This is a genomic window from Halobacillus sp. Marseille-Q1614, from assembly GCF_902809865.1.
Lineage (GTDB): Bacteria > Bacillota > Bacilli > Bacillales > Halobacillaceae > Halobacillus_A.
Genome location: NZ_CADDWH010000001.1, coordinates 2,153,413 through 2,168,898, shown reverse-complemented (window position 1 = coordinate 2,168,898; position 15,486 = coordinate 2,153,413). Strand labels below are relative to the sequence as shown.

The following is a 15,486-nucleotide window of genomic DNA, read 5'->3' as shown; positions in this document are numbered from 1 at the left end:
CAAGTTTGTGAAACATTTAAAGCTGTAGACACATTATTATGTAGTCAGAAGCACGGGCAGTCAGCCTGATAAAAATCAGGTAGGGGATGATTTGCCGGATGTCTTTAAAAAGAAATACATATAAGCAAATTGAAATTATATTTGATTTTCTAAGGGATCCCAATAAGATTCCATTAGTTGATTAGAAAAAGTATATCGTGATTAATTAACCAATTATTAAGTCCTTATTTTTTGTAAAAAAATATCAAATATAGAAGAAATATGTTTAGTAATAACTAGAAAGGGAACAAAGGAATTAGTAAAATGAATGGAAGATGCGGCCTTCCAGTCAGCAAGTCACTACATAGTTGTACGTTATCACTCTATTTGTTTTGCAATAAAAATAACAGGAGTGTTTAAATGTTTAAGAGATTAACCTCAATTGCTTTTGCTGCAGTCTTATTGTTAGCAGCACCAGCTCATTTTTCCGCAGCGGAAATGGGTGCGACGGAAGTTTTGCAGAAGTCAAATGAAGCTATGGCCCAGCTTGAAAGTTATTCTACTCAAATGCAGATGGAGCAGACGATGAATATGAGCGGTGAAACCGTTACTTTATCCTCACAGTCAGATGCTGATATTACTGTCAATCCTCTTGCCATGCATCAAGTGGTTACTACTACTATTCCTGACCAGGGCGAAGTCAGCGTAGAGTCCTATTTTACAGAGAAAGGTTTCTTCCAGGAGGATCCTGTGGAAGGCTGGATCAAACTGCCGGATGAATTAAGCAATTCATTAAGCGAAATGGCAGGAATGGGAATGGTCGACCAGCAGATGGACCAGGCGGAAGCGCTGGGTAAGGAGATGAGTGTTGAAGATCAGGGGGGCACTTATCTGTTAACATATGAAGGTGATGGGGAAGTTATTATGGAGGCTTCCCAGCAGATGCTTGGTTCGATGATGCCAGAAGGTGAGTCTTCCGCTATGATGAGTGAGCTTATGAACCAAATGACGATTAACAATATCAATTACGAAGTGACGATAAATAAAGAAAATTATTATATGACTGAGCTTATGATGGATATGGACATGGAGATGAATATGGAAGGCGAGACCACAAATACTGTACTGAATATGCATATGACGATGGATAATTTCAATGGAGTCGGTAAAATTACTGTACCTGAAGAAGTAATTTCTTCAGCTGTACCTATGGATGACATGATTCCTGAGGAAATGGAGAGCGGCGCTATGGAAGGGGGAGAACTTCCGAATACAGCCACACCATATCCGACTCTTGCACTTACCGGTCTTGCTTTGATGCTTGGGGGAGCATTTGTCTTCTTTTTAAAAAGCAGAAAGCCGAGTGTCTCTTAAGTCATAATTAATTTTATAAGAAAAAAGCCGCATAAGGGTATGCGGCTTTTTCCTATTTATTGTAAGATAAAAGGAAGTGAGGTGAACGAATGTGAAAAAGGTATCTCTTATCATAATAGCCCTTGGTGTTTTCATGGTCAGTTATTATGGGTTTCAGTGGTGGAAGAGCAGTCAGGCGGTGGAATCTGTCCCTGAAGAAGAGCTCCAAGAGTGGCAAGAGTCCTCTGAAAAAACAAGTGAAGAACCGATAAAAAAAAGAGAAGGTCCAGATAAAGCAGAAGGTACAACGGCGCCTCAAGTTCCCAGTAAGATGAGTGATGAAATTGATCGTTTAACTAAGGGGGAACAGGTTGGAAGACTGGTTATTCCAAAGCTTGAAAAGGGTTATAGAACGTACTGGGGTGCTGACGATGATACGTTACAACAGGGTGTAGGAATGTATGTCAGCGAATGGACGACGACTCCGGAAGAAGAGAGGCATACCGTATTGAGCGGGCATAGGGATACGGTTTTCTCCGAGTTGAAAAACGTAGCTGAAGGAGACACTTTATTTCTCGAGTTTGAAGGAAAGAGATATGAATATGAAATTCAGAAAATATGGATTACTGATGCTGATGACCGCTCTGTTGTCGTTGATAAAGAAGAACCTACTCTTACTTTAACAACCTGTTATCCATTTGAGTTTTTAGGGAATGCACCGGATCGCTATATTATTGAGTCTGAATTAGTTAAGACATCAGAAATGTAGCGGAACAATGAAGGGAGAGAGACTATGTTAAAAGGAAAGAAAGTTTATATTAGACCGCTCGAGGTGGAAGACTCAAAAGATATGGCCGTATTTCAGCGTGACAATCGTGCTTTTTTTGAAAAGTTTTCCATGGAGCGGGGAGATGAGTTTTACTCTGAGGATACACAAAGAAGCCGGATTAAGGACTTTCATGAAGAAATGCTGAAGGACGATGGCTATTATTTCGGTATCTTTAAGCAGGAGGATGACCAATTAGCAGGGACGATCAACCTCTTTCAAGTTCTGCGGGGATCTCTTCAGGGAGCCTTTGTCGGATATTTTATCGACCAAAAACATAATGGCCACGGATTTGCGACTGAAGCAGTAGAGCTAATTGTGGAGTACGCTTTTAAAGAATTGCAGTTACATAGAATTGAAGCAGGAGTTATGCCCCGGAATATTGCGTCCATCCGAGTCTTAGAAAAAGCAGGTTTTCATAAAGAAGGGATTGCCAGGAAAAATGTGAAAATTAACGGCAAGTGGGAAGACCACCAAATGCTTGCGTTAATAAACCCAGAAGACGAGTAAGGAGATAAATAAATGGATTCAATACTTCTTGATTTCCCAGATCATTTTGAAACAGAGAGGCTGCTGATTCGGATGCCCAAGCCAGGGGATGGCAGGGCTGTATACGAGTCCATTCAAGCTTCCAGAAATGAATTAAAGCCTTGGCTTCCTTTTGCCCACCATGAACAAACAGAAGAAGAGACAGAAGCCAATATTAGGCATGCCCATATCCGGTTTTTAAAGCGTGAAGACTTAAGGTTCCTTGTTTTCTTAAAAGATACAGGTCAGCTTGTCTGCTCTTCCGGTCTTCACCGGATGGATTGGCAAGTCCGGAAATTTGAAATTGGATATTGGGGAGATTCACGGTTTAGCGGGAAAGGATATGTAACAGAGGCGGTTACCGGAATCACGGACTTCGCTATTAGTGAGCTCGATGCTAAGCGGGTGGAAATCCGCTGTGATGCCAAAAATTCAAAAAGCCGAGCTGTGCCTGAACGGCTGGGGTTTGTATTAGAAGGAGTTCTTCAAAATGACGATCTATCTTTGGATGGAGAAGAGCTAAGAGATACTTGTATTTATTCAAAGATTATAAAGGGTTAATCATAAAAAAACTGTCTTAACTGATCGATAAAGGTAAAGTAAAAGAAGGAAATCCCAGCACGATTCCAGAAATTTATTAATATATGTAAGAGGGGATATATTCTACATATGAGAGCGAGGGAAAGCATGGGAGAGTCACTATATAAAATTGCCAATCTGCCTGGCTATCGAGGTATCGGGCTAAGGTGGGAAGGCCCTTATACTGAAATACATTCATTAAAAAAAGTAATCTCTTCTATGAATAAGCGGGTCAATGAACTGCCATTATCTGTCGATCCAGAAGTGCAATTAGGCCTTTCTTATCATATAAGACCAGATGGATTTGTTCATTACTCGGTCTTCGAGGTAGAAGGTAAGCAGCAAATACCTGAAGATATGGTTGAAATAGTTGTTCCTGCGCTGACTTATTTATTGACTTCACATAAAAAAGGTCAAAACATTGGTAGTACCTATGAACGTATTTACGAATGGCTGCAAAAAAGTGATTATGTTCCGTATGCAGAGCCGGAAGTTGAATATTATGACAAATTGCCAATTAAATATGAAAGATATCCCGCTAATCGTGATCTCGAGGACCCACATTTTGATATTTTGATCCCGATAATGAAATCGGCTGAAAAATAATACAGTGAGTTTAAAGCTTTGTAAATATCATATGACAATTTAAGAAGCTGGGATATATAATGAATATGTATTCTAGTTTCTTTTTTGCTGATTTTCTAATTAAAAACAGTCCTTCCTAAAGTCAAAATTAAATATAAATGTAAAAAGGAGGGAGACTTATGGACCCTTTAGACGTTGTTGGAAATTTACATAAAGTTAAACCGGCTTATCAGCCGATTATCAGCGCTATTAAGTATGATGTGATCGGGTATGAAGTGCTCGGCCGATATCATGATAAAAATGAATCTCAAAGCTTAGGAACTTTTTTTCAGGATGATGAAGTACCTGAGGAATTTAAAGTGGAAGTGGATCAGCACATATTACAGTTAGCGATAACCGATATGCTCGAGGAAGAAAAAGCAGGTTATTTATTTATAAATCGTACGGCGAAGCAGCTGATGGTGAATGATGGGGAAGACTTATTGGAAATGCTGCTGATGTTTGAGCAAAAAGGTTTTGCCATGAATCGGGTGATTATTGAAGTGACCGAGCATGATTTTGACCAGGAATTCAAGACACTCAGTCATCTGCTTCTCTATTACAAAACTTACGGGATACAGGTCGCAATTGATCATGTGGGAGCCAAAAGCTCTAATATTGACCGAATACGGCAGCTCGAGCCCCACATTTTAAAAATAGACACTAAGCATATCCGGACCCATAATTCAGAAGGCTTTCAAGATATTATGTATTCTTTATCAATGTTAGCGCACCGTATAGGGGCTGCTCTCCTATTTGAAAATATAGAAGATGATTTCCAGCTTCATTTTGCCTGGAAAAATGGAGGGCGGTATTATCAAGGCCATTACCTAGCACGACCGGATTTCAATCTCCTCAGTAAAGATTCTCTTTCCTTGAATATTAGCGAAAAGGTAGCCGCTTATATTCAGCGTGAAAAGATGTTAATAGAGCAGCGTTTATCGATTCTCACTACCTGGGAACAAAAAGTAAAAGGACTTCTCTCTAAATGGGAAGGACCCAAAAAGGTCGATGGATTTATTGATTTAGTTACTCATCAATTCGATAAAGAAAGCTTTCGGATGTTTATTTGTGACAGTAATGGGCTCCAGGTTTCCTCGAACTTTCGAAAACGTGAAAAAGAGTGGGAGCTTGAGCCGCATAAGAAAGGGTCTAATTGGGCGTTTCGTCCATACTTTTTAGAAAATGTCATGCAGATGAAAATTTCAAACAAAGGCATCATATCAGATATTTATTCAGATATTGAAACGAAGGAAATGGTCCGTACCTTCAGCTTTCCATTGAATGACCAGCATTTCTTATTTATAGATATCCGCTATTCGTTTATCTATGAAAATGAATGTCTGCTCATCTAAAGAATGTATTGCTTTCCTCCCTTTGTAAAATAATCTATAGTAGGTACTAACTCTCGCTAAAGTTTTGAATGTTTTAAGGAGGAAATGTACTGTGATCATCGCGATCATTTTATTAATTTTTGTTTCTCTGTTTTTCTCAGGAAGCGAAACTGCTCTGACGGCAGCTAACAAAATGAAATTGAAAACGAAAGCAGATAATAAGGATAGGAAAGCTGAAAAATTACTGGACTTAGTGTCTAAGCCTGGTGAATTTATCACGACGATTCTAATTGGAAATAATATCGCAAACATATTGCTGCCTACGTTTGTAACTGCCTTAGCGATCGAGTATGGCTTTAATATAGGAATTGCTTCCGCTATATTAACTATTGTGATCATCCTTTTTGCTGAGGTACTGCCAAAATCGGTGGCCGCTGCTTTTCCAGATAGAATTGCATTCCTCGTATATCCGGTCATCCGTTTTTTCGTAATTATCTTTAAGCCAATTACGATTGTCTTGAATAAATTGACTGGAATGGTAACACGGGCACTTTCCAAAGGACAGCCGGAGGATGTTTCCATCTCCAAAGAAGAACTGCGGACAATGGTAGATATCGCCGATTCAGAAGGAACCTTTAATGAAAACGAGTCCTTCCGTATAAAAGGAGTTTTAGATTTTTATAACCTGAATGTTAAAGATGTCATGAAAACACCGAGGGTTGAGATTGAGGCACTGCCTAAAACAGCGACATTTGAAGAAGTTCGTGATACTGTCATTGCCCACCCGTATACGAGGTATCCAGTATTTGATGAAGATATTGACGATATCATAGCTGTATTCCACTCGAAATATTTACTTGCCTGGTCCATTGATCAGGAGAGGCCCTTTGAAGCATTTTGTGATAACGACCCAGTGATTGTGTATGAGTTCCAGTCCATTGAATGGGTGTTCCGTAAAATGACAAAAGAGAAAAAACATATGGCCATTGTACTCGACGAATATGGCGGTACAGAAGGCCTGCTTACGCACGAAGACATCATTGAATCCATGATCGGACTAGAAATCGAAGATGAGCTTGACCGTGAGGATGGGCCTCTGGTAGAAAAACTGACAGATACAGAGATTATCTGTGATGGTAAAATTACACTTCGCCGTCTGAATTCCGTTTTTGATACGGAGATCCCTGAAGACGAAGATGTCCTTGCAGGGTACCTTTTAAAAGAATGCAACGAAATCCCTGAGCAGGGAGAAGTATTAGAACGGGAGAACCTTACATTTAAAGTTCTTGAAATTGAAGGTCATATGATTCGAAAAGTACAAATCGTAAAATAACTAGGAGAAGCCTCAGCTGATCAGAACAGCTGAGGTTTTTTATTTTGATCAGCCTATTGGAAAGTTTATGTAAATAGGAGAACGGTAACAGTAGCCTGTGAGTCACATATAAACTTTTGCTAGGAGGATAAATAGTGTCTAATCTTAAAGATAAAGTGGTTATTATCACAGGAGCCTCAAGCGGGATCGGCGAAGAGACCGCGAAGGAATTATCTTCTAAAGGGGCGAAGCTGGTATTAGCAGCCAGAAGAGAAGAGCGATTAAAAGAAATAGCAGATGATCTTAACAATAATGAAGGCGATGCCGTTTATAAGCCAACTGATGTTACTTCTTCTGAAGAAATGGAAGAGCTGGCGAAATTCGCCCATGAGAAATACGGGCAAATTGATGCGATTATTAATAACGCCGGCCTGATGCCGCTCTCTTATTTAAATAAAAAGAAGATTAAAGAATGGGATCAGATGATTGATGTTAATATTAAAGGAGTATTATATGGAATCTCCGCTGTTCTGCCGTATATGCGGGAGAAAAAACGGGGTCATATAATCAACCTGTCTTCTGTAGCAGGACATGTCGTTTTCCCTGGCAGTGCGGTTTACAGCGGAACTAAATTCGCGGTGCGCGCTATTACGGACGGCCTGAGAATGGAAGAGTCTCAGGATTCTAAAATTAAAGCAACGATCATATCGCCTGGTGCCGTATCCACTGAACTGACATCTACGATCACAGATGATGATATCAAATCCGGAGTGGACGACCTTTATCAAATGGCGATTAAGCCCGATAGTATTGCAAGAACAATTCGTTTTGCACTAGAAGAGCCGGCGGAAGTAGCCGTTAATGAAATTGTCGTTCGACCTACCGACCAAACTTTATAAAAAAAGGAAAAGCAGCCCTTCGCCTGAAGGGCTGCTTTTTTATTTTCTAGGAAATTATAAAACTCCAAGCTGTGTATATATATGTTTAAAAGAGCGACATCCAGCTCCAGCACCCAGACACTCGCGTCATAAGCAATCCACCCTGCTAAAAGGGAAGGCCACCTTCCTCCGGCCGATTTGCTTATGCGTTTCGTGTCTACCAGGGCGCTTTAAGCCTTTGTTCTTTTTATCGAAGTAACTGAGAAACGACGATAGGGCGGGAAGAATCGTCAAAAAAACCGAATAGGAGAGAACCCCCTTCCTTCTCTGGAGAGATAAATTCATATATACAGTAAGGCTTGTACTTAATCACAGCTTGTCTTTCATAGGATAGGTTGTAGGAGAAAAAGGGATCAAAGAAACAGGAGGTTAAAAACTTGAGCGAAACAAAAACATACTTAAATTTTATTAATGGAGAATGGTTGCCATCCTCTTCTAAAGAATTAGTGGCCAGCTATAATCCCGCCAGTCCATCAGAAATTGTTGGAAGTGTTCAAAACTCAACAGAGCAGGATTTAGAAAAGGCTGTTTCTGCTGCTAAACAATCTCAGAAGTTATGGAGAAAGCTGTCAGGACCAGAAAGAGGAGAATATCTTTACAAAGCGGCTGATTTATTTGAACAAAATATAGACAGTATTGCTGAAACTTTGACGAGAGAAATGGGGAAAACTCTCGTGGAAGCCAAAGGAGAAACAAAGCGGGGAGCAGCTATCCTAAGGTACTACGCAGGTGAAGGTATGAGAAAAGAAGGCGATTTAATTCCTTCGGCTGACCGCTCGGCCCTCATGTTCAGTAAGCGGGTGCCCCTTGGTGTAGCAGGGATGATTACTCCGTGGAATTTCCCTGTGGCGATTCCTGTTTGGAAGATGGCGCCGGCTTTGATTTATGGGAATACCGTGATTCTTAAACCAGCTACAGAAGCGTCCGTTACAGCTGCAAAAGTCATTGAATGCTTCGATCAGGCCGGGTTTCCAAAAGGCGTCATCAATTTTATTACAGGAAGGGGCTCTGTGATTGGGCAGGGCCTTGCGGAAAACAAAGACGTTTCGGCTGTTAGCTTTACAGGATCCAATAGTACGGGCAGACAAATAGAAAAGGCGGTTGCTGAAAGAGGAGGGAAGTATCAGTTAGAAATGGGAGGGAAAAACCCTCTGATCGTAGCGGAAGATGCTGATATCGACTTAGCAGTGGAAGCGGCATTAAATGGCGGACTGAGATCGACCGGGCAGAAGTGTACATGCAGCAGCCGGGTGATCGTGCAGGAAGGAATTTATCAAGATTTTAAAGAAAAACTGTTAAGTAAAGCAGAGAAAATTACAGTAGGGGACGGCCTTAAAGAAGATACGTGGATGGGGCCGTGTGCTACGAAAGATCAGTTTGAAAATGTGAAAAAATATATTGATACAGGACAAAAGGAGGGAGCAAATCTGATATTTGGCGGCTCTCCGGTCTCACACGAAAAGGGAGGGTATTTCTTACAGCCTGCCATTTTTGAAAATGTCACATCCGTGATGACAATTGCCCGGGAGGAAATTTTCGGCCCGGTACTTGCTCTCATGAAAGTGACCTCAATAGAAGAGGCCATTGAACTGGCGAATAATGTAGAGTACGGCTTAAGTGCATCCATATTCTCGAAAAATATCAATCATATTTTAACGTTTATCGATGATATAGAAGCCGGACTTGTCAGGATTAATTCGGAAACCGCAGGGGTAGAGCTCCAGGCTCCGTTTGGCGGTATGAAAGCATCCAGCTCGTTCTCAAGGGAGCAGGGTGAAGCTGCGAAAGAGTTTTATACAACTCAGAAGACGATATTTATTAAAGGCTGACAAAAGCGGAGTCTAATGGCTCCGCTTATTTTTAAAGATAATCCTATCTTACATAAAAGATAATATGGTTTACAAAGATCCATAACCCATTTATAATTATAAATCGTAATTATTACTATTTAACTCATGGTTATTTTTTATTATCAAAGTAGTGAAAGAGAAAAAAAGGCAGGAACTCGTGGAGAAATATGCTTATTTAAGAAAAGAGTTAAAAGAAAAAGGAGACTATGAGGCTCTTAGAAAACTGCCAAAAGATTCTTCGCCAACTCGTCTGAACAATCGTTGTGAGGTAACCGGACGTCCTAGAGGCTATATGCGTAAATTCAAAATGTCCCGGATTGCTTTTCGGGAATTCGCTCATAAAGGACAGCTGCCAGGAGTAAAAAAATCCAGCTGGTAAACGAATGAAGAAGGAGGACTAAACGTGTATCAATGGGTGATCATAGGTGGAGGGATTCACGGCTGTACGATCGCCGCTCACCTCCTGCATAGCAGTAAGGTAAAGACAAAGGATTTACTGATCATCGATCCTTTCCATAAACCTATTGAGAAATGGAAGAGGATGACTGGTAGAGTTGGGATGGAGTATTTACGTTCACCCTCTGTTCACCATCTTCATCCAGATCCGTATAGTTTGAAGAGCTTTGCCCAATCCCATGACTACGCAGGAGGATTTAAAGGTTATTACAAACGTCCTAGACTGGATATGTTTAATGATCATTGCGATCAACTATTTAAGGGTGTTGAACTTAGTGACTGCTGGGAGAACGACAGGGCAGTATCGTTAACGAGACAAGGGGAGCAATGGAAAATTTCTACTGCTTCCCATCGTGAGATCGTTAGTAAGCAGGTAGTGCTTGCTCTTGGAGTAAATGACCAGCCCCATTATCCTGACTGGGCCAAGCCTTTACATAAAAAGGCTCCACATTTAATAGGTCACATTTTTAGTGAACAGGATATGAAAGCATTCGATGCCTCAAAACCACCGGCCATTGTTGGGGCTGGTATAACAGCTGTACATTTGGCCATTAAATGTTCTCTAGAGAGTTCTTCTCCTGTTTCTATCATCAAGCGCCATCCTTTTCGGATTGAAGATTTTGATAGTGATCCAGGGTGGCTTGGCCCTAAATATTTAAGTAGTTTTAATAGAGTCAGCAGTTATGAAAAGAGAAGAACTATCATCCAAAAGGCAAGAAATCGGGGCTCTGTGACACAAAGTATTTATAGTCTTTTAAAACGTCTTGAAGCTCAAGAAAAGATTAAAATAATCACAGCTGACATTGAATCGGCTCGTGTATGTAACGAGAAGATTAATCTCAAACTCGAAAAAAAAGGTGAGCTGCTGGCAGAATCCCTATTACTGGCTACAGGAGCGGCGTCCTGCCTGCCAGGGAAAGAATTATTGGAACAAACAATACAAGAACATCGGCTTCCATGTGCACCCTGCGGCTTTCCTATAATAAATAAGCAATTAGAATGGACCGCCGGCCTGTTTACAGCAGGAGCTTTAGCGGAACTAGAAATCGGACCTGCAGCCAGAAATATAGCTGGAGCCCGTAAAGCAGCACAGCGCATTGTGCAGGCAATATAGGATGGAGGAGAAATGATGAAGAAGAAAATACCAGTTACCGTTCTCAGCGGATATTTAGGATCGGGAAAAACGACCCTATTAAACCATCTTTTAAACAATAAAGAAAACAAGAAAATTGCTGTGATCGTCAATGATATGAGCGAGGTAAATATTGATGCCGGCATGATAAAACAGGGCGGGTTCAGCCGGACAGAAGAAAAGCTGGTCGAGCTGCAAAATGGCTGTATCTGCTGCACGTTAAGAGAGGACTTAATTAAAGAAGTTAAAAAACTGGCTTCTCTCGGTATTGATTATATCGTCATAGAGTCTACAGGTATTTCTGAGCCAATCCCTGTCGCGCAAAGCTTCAGTTATATGGATGAGCATCTCGGAATAAATTTAATGGAAAGCTGCAGACTCGATACGATGGTAACAGTCGTTGATGGCCATCGATTTTGGAATGATTATGGAGCCGGTGAAAGTCTTCGTGATCGAAACCAAGCGGCTGATGTAGATGATACGAGAGAAGTGATCGATCTGCTCATCGATCAAATTGAGTTTGCTGATCTTCTGATACTTAACAAAATAGATTTAATAAATAGTCAGGAAAAGCTTGAGCTTAAAGCACTTTTGAAACAGCTAAATCCAAGTGCACACATTATCGAAACATCTTTTGGACAGGTGCCGGCTGACAAATTGTTAAACACTCGGCTGTTTAATTTTGAAAAGGTAAGCCAAGGAGCTGGTTGGATTAAAGAATTAAATGAAGAACATGTGCCTGAAAGTGAGGAATATGGAATTGCATCGTTTGTCTATCGGCGCAGAAAACCATTTCACCCAGAGAGATTTATGGAATGGCTTGAAGGAAGCTGGCCGGAGGAAGTGGTACGGGCTAAGGGCTTCTTTTGGTTAGCGACAAGGAATGATGTGGCCGGCTTGCTGTCCCAGGCGGGTACGTCTCTTATGATAGAGGGGGCAGGTCAGTGGATAGCTGCTTATTCTAGCGAGGAACAGGAGGAAATCTTTAGAGAAGATCCTGAGTTAAAAGAAGATTTGGACCTTGAACATGGAGACCGAAAGACAGAGCTTGTATTTATTGGAATTGATATGAATAAAGAAGAAATCGAAAGCCAGTTAGATGCCTGTCTGTTAACGGATGAAGAAATGAAGGAATCTTGGGAAACCTTTAAAGATCCCCTTCCCGACTTTCACGTGCATGCTCATTAAAAAACAGCCCCTGAACATGGGTCAGGGGCTTATTTTATTAAAGTTCAACAAAAAGGTGGTCTAAGCCTCGAAGTAAGAATACAGTCCGCCATTTAGGCTCCTTGTACATACGCATGTCTGGAAAAGTCTCCAGCAGTTTTTCAATTCCGATCTACCTTCTAACCGCGCCAATGGTGCACCAAGGCAGAAGTGAATGCCATAACCGAAAGCTACATGAGCATTAGACCTTCTCGTAATATCAAACTGATCAGCTTGCTCAAATTTTTCTTCATCCCGATTAGCGGAACTTAAAGATGCTAATACCGTATCGCCTCGTTTAATGGTTTGTCCTTTAAAGGTTAAATCATCTTCGGCCCAGCGCGCTGTTGAGAAGTCTATGGGACTATAGTATCACAGCCCTTCTTCTATAGCTGATGGAACGAGGGAAGGGTCAGTCTTAAGCTTCTTAAGTTCGTCAGGGTTTTCAAATAGGTCGAGCCATCGTATTCGTGATAAGATTTACTGTCGTTTCATGGCCGGCAATAATCAGAAGAATCATCATAGAGTAGAGTTCGTTTCGGCTCAGCTGTTCCCCTTCTTCCTCGGCTTGAAGAAGGTTTGAAATCAGATCATTCCCAGGTGCGCTTCTGCGTTCATCAAACAGCTCTTTTAAATAGGCAAGAAAGGCTTCTACATCCTCGATAAAATCTTCTTCAAACTCATCGGCTGCCGCGATAATCGTATTGGACCATTTCCTGAAATTGTTGCGGTCTTCCGCAGGGACGCCTAGCAATTCGCTGATTACAATAATTGGAAGGGTGAGCGAAATCATCAACAAGATCAACAGGTCCTTTTTTTCTTTTCCAAACAATAGATGGAAAGGAATGTTTTTATTTTTTATGGAAGAATTTGTTTTTAGTGAAGGCTGCGAGCTCAATTTCTTCAATCGTTTTACAATAGACCTCTTGAATATTTTCATTCAATACTTTAATAGGTTTCTTAATATGATGAAGCATCTTCTTATTTGTACACCAGTCTCCAGCTTCAGGAGGCCGGTGAATCCAGTCTTCCCAAACGTCCGTAAGCTTCGGGCTGTAAATTCTGGCGGCCGGCTCCGTCATAGAACAGGGACTGCCCTTTAATTCATGGACCTGGCCGGGCGCGCTTTCTTTTACATCGTTAAAAAGCATCGGCCAGAAGTCCTTGCGCGATCCTGTATGAGGATGAGTCTCGGCCCAGGTGATGATCTGCTGCAGCCTGCTCTGGATAGAGAAAAGTAGATCATACAGCCCCTTGCCAAATATAATCCTGTCTTCCACAGATGAAAAATGATGAACAGTCCCGCCGACTAGCTTTGTTTTCTTCTGAAGAGGTGTCGTGTAAGGGAACAAAATATGGTTAAAGTCGAAGATGTTCTGCAGTTTAAACAGCGCAGTGTCTAAAACAGTTTGTTTATATTGGTTATCCTGGACAACACGCCCTTCGATGTACTGCTGTTCATTAATGATTAAGGCAAATGTAAGCTCTCTACTCGAAGGCTGTTTCCAAAAGCTCTCCCAGAAGGGCCTCACAAATTTTGAAACTTGAAACTGGGAAAGCAGATGAAACAAGGGACGCTTTTGTTTTTTACTCTCTTCATAAAGCAGCAGCTGCGGATAGGCATCCTGGAAAATTAGCCAGTTTCCTCTTTCAAGAAAGGCGAAAAAATCTACTTGTTCTTTATGCGTAAGCAGCTTTGGCAGGTACTCGCCTTTAATGTCGGTCATATTCCAGCCTGCATTTCTGGACACAAGGTGGGCGAGCAGCGCCCAATGGATTTCAGGATGCTTTTGATAAAAGTCAAAATAGGCCTTCGTTCTCGTAATATTGTTTTGATTATTATTTGAGGTATCGACTCTTATTTGTTTGATTAGCTTTTCATCTTCTTTGCTTATATCTGTTAAAGGGGGGGCATGTTTAAGCTGTCTGCCCAAGTCCCTCATATGCTTTCTGGTCGGTTTAAACATGCTGTTCTCTGCCCCCTTTATTGTTACACCACTCTTATAGAAAGTGTATTATGCGGATGAGTGAATGATGTGAAATGGAAAATAATTGCATTACTAGTATTTACGCCTGACTGCATCTTATGCAGGTAGGTAAATGAACTCAATCTTCTGGATTCTCTAAGTTAATTATCCTTAATGGAACCTTTGGATTATCAAAAAGATAGAATGCCTTCCTTCCTAGAAAATGTGAGAGATGATCACAATAAAACCGCGGAATACTTAATGGAAATGGTAGAATTCCTAAAAGAATATTTGTCCTGTTATCCGCATGAATTAAGCGGGGGTCAAAAACAGTGGGTCGTTATTTCCCGGGCTATAAGCACAGAGCCCGCTGTGATTATATTTGATATTTGACACATGTAAGACGCATCTCTTACAAGGAGGTGCCTTTTCCGTTATCCCTCACTATTTGATATGATCAATAATAAATAAATTAAGGGCAGGGAATCTAATGGATATCAGGCATTTAAAATATTTCATTGAAGTAGCCAGGTCGAGCAGCTTTACAAGAGCCGCAGAAAACTTGTTTGTAACACAGCCGACAATTAGTAAAATGATTAAGAATTTAGAAGCTGAACTGGGTGTGGAATTATTTGAGCGATCAAGGAAGCAGCTCATTTTAACGGATGCCGGGCGTGTGATATTAGATCAGGCCCAAACAATAGATAAGGCATTTTCCAACCTGGAGACAGAACTGGATGATTTACTGGGACTCCAAAAAGGCCACATTCGTATCGGACTGCCGCCGATTATGGATGGGGAAGAAATTATTCAAATCCTCGGTGACTTTCATCAACTGTACCCTAATATTACGTTTCAGCTTTTAGAAAATGGAACCAAAAAGATTGAAGAGGACATTAGTGCAGACCATTTAGATGTAGGAATTACTGTGCTTCCAACAGAAGTAGAGAACTTTCACTATTTTTCTTTTATGCGTGAGGAATTAAAAGTAGTTATGCCGCCGAACCATCCCCTGTCTAATCGAAAGCAGTTAAAGCTTGAGGAGCTAAAAGATGAATGGTTTATTTTGTTTAATAAAGATTTTGCATTAAATGACCGGATACGTGAAGCCTGCAAGAAAGCCGGCTTTCTTCCAAAAGTCATTTCTGAGAGTTCCCAATGGGATTTTATTGGAAAAATGATCGCAGCTAATTTAGGGATCTCCATTCTGCCTTATAGTGTTTCCATGTTATTAAAAGAAGAAGTACATACCGTAAAGGTAATTAAACCTATGATTGAATGGGACTTAGCCGTCATCTGGAAAAAGAATCATTACTTATCTTATGCGACTAAGGAATGGCTGAAATTTATGCAGGATCGGTTAACTTTGAAAAATTCCTCTCTTTAGAGGAGTTTTTTTGGC

At 40.9% G+C, this 15,486-nt stretch carries 17 protein-coding genes; 14 read left to right on the top strand and 3 right to left on the bottom strand.

The features are described 5' to 3' along the window. The first annotated feature begins 399 nt into the window (after positions 1–399). From HUS26_RS11000 to HUS26_RS10945, 12 genes are all read left to right on the top strand, one after another. A complete protein-coding gene (locus HUS26_RS11000; RefSeq protein WP_173917192.1) occupies positions 400–1,353 on the top strand; it encodes a DUF6612 family protein in 954 nt (317 codons plus the stop codon). A gap of 133 nt (positions 1,354–1,486) precedes the next feature. Then, positions 1,487–2,101 (top strand): class D sortase, encoded by a 615-nt coding sequence (locus HUS26_RS10995; protein ID WP_173918816.1) that lies wholly within the window; start codon positions 1,487–1,489, stop codon positions 2,099–2,101. A 24-nt stretch (positions 2,102–2,125) separates the two neighbouring features. Then, positions 2,126–2,668, top strand: a complete 543-nt coding sequence (locus HUS26_RS10990; protein WP_173917191.1) for a GNAT family N-acetyltransferase — start codon at positions 2,126–2,128, stop codon at positions 2,666–2,668. A 12-nt stretch (positions 2,669–2,680) separates the two neighbouring features. Further along, positions 2,681–3,247, top strand: a complete 567-nt coding sequence (locus HUS26_RS10985; protein ID WP_173917190.1) for a GNAT family N-acetyltransferase — start codon at positions 2,681–2,683, stop codon at positions 3,245–3,247. Between the two features lie 126 nt (positions 3,248–3,373). Next, positions 3,374–3,871 carry a GyrI-like domain-containing protein gene (locus tag HUS26_RS10980; protein WP_173917189.1) on the top strand — a complete coding sequence of 166 codons (498 nt, stop codon included), beginning with the start codon at positions 3,374–3,376 and terminating at the stop codon, positions 3,869–3,871. Positions 3,872–4,029: 158 nt separating this feature from the next. Continuing rightward, positions 4,030–5,244, top strand: a complete 1,215-nt coding sequence (locus HUS26_RS10975) for an EAL domain-containing protein (RefSeq protein ID WP_173917188.1) — start codon at positions 4,030–4,032, stop codon at positions 5,242–5,244. Between the two features lie 91 nt (positions 5,245–5,335). After that, positions 5,336–6,556: a hemolysin family protein gene (locus HUS26_RS10970; protein WP_173917187.1), complete on the top strand. Its 1,221-nt coding sequence runs from the start codon at positions 5,336–5,338 to the stop codon at positions 6,554–6,556. Between the two features lie 134 nt (positions 6,557–6,690). Next, the gene (locus tag HUS26_RS10965; RefSeq protein WP_173917186.1) at positions 6,691–7,434 is read left to right on the top strand and encodes an SDR family oxidoreductase; all 744 of its coding nucleotides are present in this window, start codon (positions 6,691–6,693) and stop codon (positions 7,432–7,434) included. A gap of 416 nt (positions 7,435–7,850) precedes the next feature. After that, on the top strand, positions 7,851–9,302 hold the full coding sequence (gene gucD, locus HUS26_RS10960; protein ID WP_173917185.1) for an alpha-ketoglutaric semialdehyde dehydrogenase GucD: 1,452 nt from the start codon (positions 7,851–7,853) through the stop codon (positions 9,300–9,302). A gap of 139 nt (positions 9,303–9,441) precedes the next feature. Next, the gene (rpsN, locus tag HUS26_RS10955) at positions 9,442–9,702 is read left to right on the top strand and encodes a 30S ribosomal protein S14 (protein WP_173918815.1); all 261 of its coding nucleotides are present in this window, start codon (positions 9,442–9,444) and stop codon (positions 9,700–9,702) included. A 24-nt stretch (positions 9,703–9,726) separates the two neighbouring features. Further along, positions 9,727–10,893 carry an FAD/NAD(P)-binding protein gene (locus HUS26_RS10950; protein WP_173917184.1) on the top strand — a complete coding sequence of 389 codons (1,167 nt, stop codon included), beginning with the start codon at positions 9,727–9,729 and terminating at the stop codon, positions 10,891–10,893. 15 nt (positions 10,894–10,908) lie between these two features. Then, the gene (locus HUS26_RS10945) at positions 10,909–12,099 is read left to right on the top strand and encodes a GTP-binding protein (protein ID WP_173917183.1); all 1,191 of its coding nucleotides are present in this window, start codon (positions 10,909–10,911) and stop codon (positions 12,097–12,099) included. 60 nt (positions 12,100–12,159) lie between these two features. Here HUS26_RS10945 and HUS26_RS20030 read toward each other — a convergent pair whose 3' ends face one another. From HUS26_RS20030 to HUS26_RS10935, 3 genes are all read right to left on the bottom strand, one after another. Then, a complete protein-coding gene (locus HUS26_RS20030; protein ID WP_254434285.1) occupies positions 12,160–12,477 on the bottom strand; it encodes a cytochrome P450 in 318 nt (105 codons plus the stop codon). Positions 12,478–12,562: 85 nt separating this feature from the next. Next, a complete protein-coding gene (locus tag HUS26_RS20025) occupies positions 12,563–12,916 on the bottom strand; it encodes a cytochrome P450 (protein WP_371809576.1) in 354 nt (117 codons plus the stop codon). A gap of 52 nt (positions 12,917–12,968) precedes the next feature. Further along, on the bottom strand, positions 12,969–14,084 hold the full coding sequence (locus HUS26_RS10935) for a DUF2515 domain-containing protein (protein ID WP_173917182.1): 1,116 nt from the start codon (positions 14,082–14,084) through the stop codon (positions 12,969–12,971). A 174-nt stretch (positions 14,085–14,258) separates the two neighbouring features. On the opposite strand from HUS26_RS10935, the gene HUS26_RS20020 reads away from it, so the two are divergent. Beyond that, complete coding sequence (locus HUS26_RS20020) at positions 14,259–14,477, top strand: ATP-binding cassette domain-containing protein (protein WP_173917181.1); 219 nt, start codon at positions 14,259–14,261, stop codon at positions 14,475–14,477. A 97-nt stretch (positions 14,478–14,574) separates the two neighbouring features. Then, positions 14,575–15,471: a LysR family transcriptional regulator gene (locus HUS26_RS10925; protein WP_173917180.1), complete on the top strand. Its 897-nt coding sequence runs from the start codon at positions 14,575–14,577 to the stop codon at positions 15,469–15,471. The last annotated feature ends 15 nt before the right edge of the window (positions 15,472–15,486 follow it).

Excerpts from the sequence above, each read along its gene's own strand:
- HUS26_RS11000 (WP_173917192.1), top strand. The coding sequence starts at position 400 with ATGTTTAAGAGATTAACCTCAATTGCTTTTGCTGCAGTCTTATTGTTA.
- HUS26_RS10995 (WP_173918816.1), top strand. The coding sequence starts at position 1,487 with ATGGTCAGTTATTATGGGTTTCAGTGGTGGAAGAGCAGTCAGGCGGTG.
- HUS26_RS10990 (WP_173917191.1), top strand. The coding sequence starts at position 2,126 with ATGTTAAAAGGAAAGAAAGTTTATATTAGACCGCTCGAGGTGGAAGAC.
- HUS26_RS10985 (WP_173917190.1), top strand. The coding sequence starts at position 2,681 with ATGGATTCAATACTTCTTGATTTCCCAGATCATTTTGAAACAGAGAGG.
- HUS26_RS10980 (WP_173917189.1), top strand. The coding sequence starts at position 3,374 with ATGGGAGAGTCACTATATAAAATTGCCAATCTGCCTGGCTATCGAGGT.
- HUS26_RS10975 (WP_173917188.1), top strand. The coding sequence starts at position 4,030 with ATGGACCCTTTAGACGTTGTTGGAAATTTACATAAAGTTAAACCGGCT.
- HUS26_RS10945 (WP_173917183.1), top strand. The coding sequence starts at position 10,909 with ATGAAGAAGAAAATACCAGTTACCGTTCTCAGCGGATATTTAGGATCG.
- HUS26_RS10935 (WP_173917182.1), bottom strand. The coding sequence starts at position 14,084 with ATGTTTAAACCGACCAGAAAGCATATGAGGGACTTGGGCAGACAGCTT.
- HUS26_RS20020 (WP_173917181.1), top strand. The coding sequence starts at position 14,259 with ATGGAACCTTTGGATTATCAAAAAGATAGAATGCCTTCCTTCCTAGAA.
- HUS26_RS10925 (WP_173917180.1), top strand. The coding sequence starts at position 14,575 with ATGGATATCAGGCATTTAAAATATTTCATTGAAGTAGCCAGGTCGAGC.